Genomic DNA, 2,426 nt, shown 5'->3' with positions numbered 1-2,426 from the left:
TTCTCGTAGCATGCGTCACTTGTGGATTACGAGTGGTTTTTCAGCAGCCTGCTAGTACTACTGTGTTATAAACTAGATACGTATTGCTGATTTTGCGGCCTGGTCAGCGCTTGCCGATGGTAGGTTCGGGCATGAGCGCCGACTCTGAGGCGCCGGGCGCCCAACGCAAACGCTTCGCGGCCTATCTTGATCGCCTGGCGCAGGCCGCGGGGCACCACGATCGCGTCCTCCCCCTGAAGTCCTATTGCACCGGCTTGTTGCTTCCTGGGGAGCGCAAGAGTGTGGAGCCCATGGCCGCTCGCCTCTACCCCGACAAGGTGCGCCAAGCGCATCAGTCCTTACACCATCTGGTGGCCGACGCCCCATGGAGTGATGAAGAGGTTCTGGGAGCGGTGCGGCACTACGTGCTGCCGGCCCTGGAGCAGCAGGGGCAGATTGCGGCTTGGATCGTCGATGACACCGGCTTTGTGAAAAAGGGGAGTCATTCCGTAGGGGTGACGCGACAGTATTGCGGGCAGGTGGGCAAGCAAGAGAATTGCCGAGTGGCCGTGAGTTTGTCGGTCAGTACCGAGCACGCGAGTCTGCCCATCGCCTGGCGTCTGTACTTACCCGAAGTGTGGGCACAAGACAAGAAGCGGCGAAAGGCCACGGGCGTACCCGAAGACGTCCGTTTTCAAACCAAACCAGAAATTGCCTTGCAACAAATCCGCGCCGCTATGGACCGAGGCATTCCCACGGCGCCGGTTCTGGCCGATGCCGCCTATGGCAACCACACTGGATTCCGCGATGGCATCACCGAATTGGGCTTGTCTTACGTGGTAGGCATCCAGTCGTCAGTGAGCGTGTGGCAGTCCGGCCAAGGCCCACTGCCCAAACGGAAATGGAAAGGAATCGGCCGGCCCACGAAGTTGTTGCGCCGCGACCGACGACACTCTCCCGTCTCCGTGCATGCCTTGGCTATGAGCCTGCCTGCTTCCGCCTGGAAAACCCTTCGTTGGCGGGAAGGAACTCGCCAATCCCTGCGTTCCCGGTTTGCGGCTCTGCGCGTTCGTCCCGCTCATCGCGATGATTGGCGCAGCGAACCCCGCCCGCAGGAGTGGCTGCTGATCGAATGGCCGAGCCAGGAAGCTGAACCCATCAAGTATTGGCTCTCCACTCTGCCCGCCAACACCCCCTTGCCGGTTCTGGTGCGCTTGGCTAAGCATCGTTGGATCATCGAGCGCGATTACCAGGAACTGAAGCAAGAGTTGGGGCTGGGACACTATGAAGGACGAGGCTGGCGCGGGTTTCACCACCACGCCACCCTCTGTATCGCAGCCTATGGGTTCCTGGTGGCCGAACGGAGCCGTTTTTCCCCCTCGGCGCGCACGGGTCACCTGGACCTATCCGTCCCCGCATTGCCGCGCAAGTTCCGTCCTCGGGGCTCGCCCGGCGCGCGTGGAGCGGCATAAGCCCAGCTCCATTGCCACCCTTCGGCAAAGCATCGCACGGGTCTTGCTCCGGCAACTCCAGGGTTGCCCTTTTTGTGGAACTCCATTTTTATAACACAGTAGTACTAAGCCCTTAAGCAACAAGCATTTGGCTCGCGCGTTTCCATTTGCCTAAACAATGAACGTCAGGTGTGAATTGCTCTATGGCAATCGGAGCACAGTGCAATGAGGTTTTCCTCGGAATCATCTCTTCGCAGGCTTCTCCGCTGCATGTGATGTACCTCCAGTCCAGACATCGAGCCGCACGCCTGGCATCTCCAGCCGTCGCGCTCCAGGATTTTCCTGTGCAGAATACGGTATGTCTTCGCGTCCAGGCGAACCGGCGGACGTTTAGGTTGGAGTTGAGTCACGTCGCCTCCATTGCGCGCTGCAAGAATTCCCGTTTCTGAACTGCCGGCAGGAATCGGAACAACCGCAGGGTGGACGATAGCAGGACCGTCGGGTTTGCCTCCTCGAGGTGCGCCCCAGCCAGAAAGTCGGCGCAGATCATTTCCAGACAATAGCCTCGCGACTTGTCTGATCCCAGCATGAGCGCTGCCGTGTCCAGCGCCTGCTCGATCACTGGCATCTGGCTCTTGTAGATCTTGAAATACATGAGCTCCGAAGGTTCGGTGTCCCGTCCGGTGAGCTCGCGCTCGACCTCGGCTTTGAATTCTTCCTTGGGCAGGGAGCGGGCTTTCTGCAACCAGGTTGCACTTTCGAATCGCTGCTGGTCCCGCCGTGCCACTTTGACCAACTCCACGGCCTTCGCCCAGCCAATCTGCTTCAGATCCTTCCGGATCGGTTTCGGCAGATGCTCGTGAATGGACATCAAGTAATAGGCCTTGCGGCGGGACTGCGGGAAACGCCTCTCCAGGAAGTCGTCAAACGAGCTGAGGTTTTCCAGCCGCCAATACTGGCCGGCGCGGACCTCACACAGGTAGCACCCCAGCTCGA

General features: G+C 59.6%; 2 protein-coding genes. One reads left to right on the top strand and one right to left on the bottom strand.

Annotated features, from left to right (window positions below; all coding sequences use genetic code 11):
* Positions 1 to 116 precede the first annotated feature (116 nt).
* Positions 117 to 1,451, top strand: coding sequence for an IS701 family transposase (locus VEG30_18570; GenBank protein ID HXZ81940.1), 1,335 nt, complete (start codon positions 117 to 119; stop codon positions 1,449 to 1,451).
* A 385-nt stretch (positions 1,452 to 1,836) separates the two neighbouring features.
* On the opposite strand, the gene VEG30_18565 is transcribed toward VEG30_18570, so the two are convergent.
* A partial coding sequence (locus VEG30_18565) for a hypothetical protein (protein ID HXZ81939.1) occupies positions 1,837 to 2,426 on the bottom strand: 590 nt, incomplete at its 5' end.

This window comes from Terriglobales bacterium, from assembly GCA_035624455.1.
Lineage (GTDB): Bacteria > Acidobacteriota > Terriglobia > Terriglobales > Acidobacteriaceae > DASPRM01.
Note: the sequence above shows the minus strand (reverse complement) of the source record. Positions and strands in the feature narration are given on the sequence as shown.